This window comes from Corallococcus sicarius (genome assembly GCF_003611735.1).
Lineage (GTDB): Bacteria > Myxococcota > Myxococcia > Myxococcales > Myxococcaceae > Corallococcus > Corallococcus sicarius.
Genome location: NZ_RAWG01000709.1, coordinates 1 through 529 on the forward strand (window position 1 = coordinate 1; position 529 = coordinate 529).

The 529-nt window shown below is 52.4% G+C and carries 1 protein-coding gene; it reads right to left on the bottom strand.

Annotation, left to right across the window (positions count from 1 at the left end; all coding sequences use genetic code 11):
- The coding region (locus D7X12_RS43915; RefSeq protein ID WP_208719647.1) for a hypothetical protein at positions 1 to 480 on the bottom strand (480 nt) is incomplete at its 3' end.
- Between the last annotated feature and the right edge of the window lie 49 nt (positions 481 to 529).

The following is a 529-nucleotide window of genomic DNA, read 5'->3' on the forward strand; positions in this document are numbered from 1 at the left end:
TCCGTGTGGAGCGTCACATTCCTGGCGGTATTTTTCGACGGTGGAGAAGTGTCTACTAGGCCACGGTGCACCGACGCTCGCAGGGGCTAGAGCCTCGGGTGGTGTGGGCACAACGACCTCTGGGTGACCGCCGTCGAAATGAAGCAGATGGCGAAGGAAAAAATCTGCTTGCGGTTCTCGCATCGAGTGGAAGGCTTTACCCAGCGCGGAAAATCTCTTCGCGTCGGCCATAAATTTTGGTGCGGTTCGCATCCCTTTCACTGTGGCATGTACACGATTTATCCCAGAGATTTCACCTCCAGAGTCTGTGGATGACCCCATTTCTGTGATGATAGGAATCATTTTTTTGGCACTATTCAGTATGCCCTTAATGCTCTTTTGGGCTCCCGTGTTTCCGAGCATCGACTTCATGTCTGGCGGCATGTGTTTCATGTCAGCGTGGCTGTCAGTTTTTTCTATGGCATTGCGGGCTGTCGCCATGGAGAACGATCCTAATCTCACCTTGTCGATAAACTCGGCTCCCCAAGAA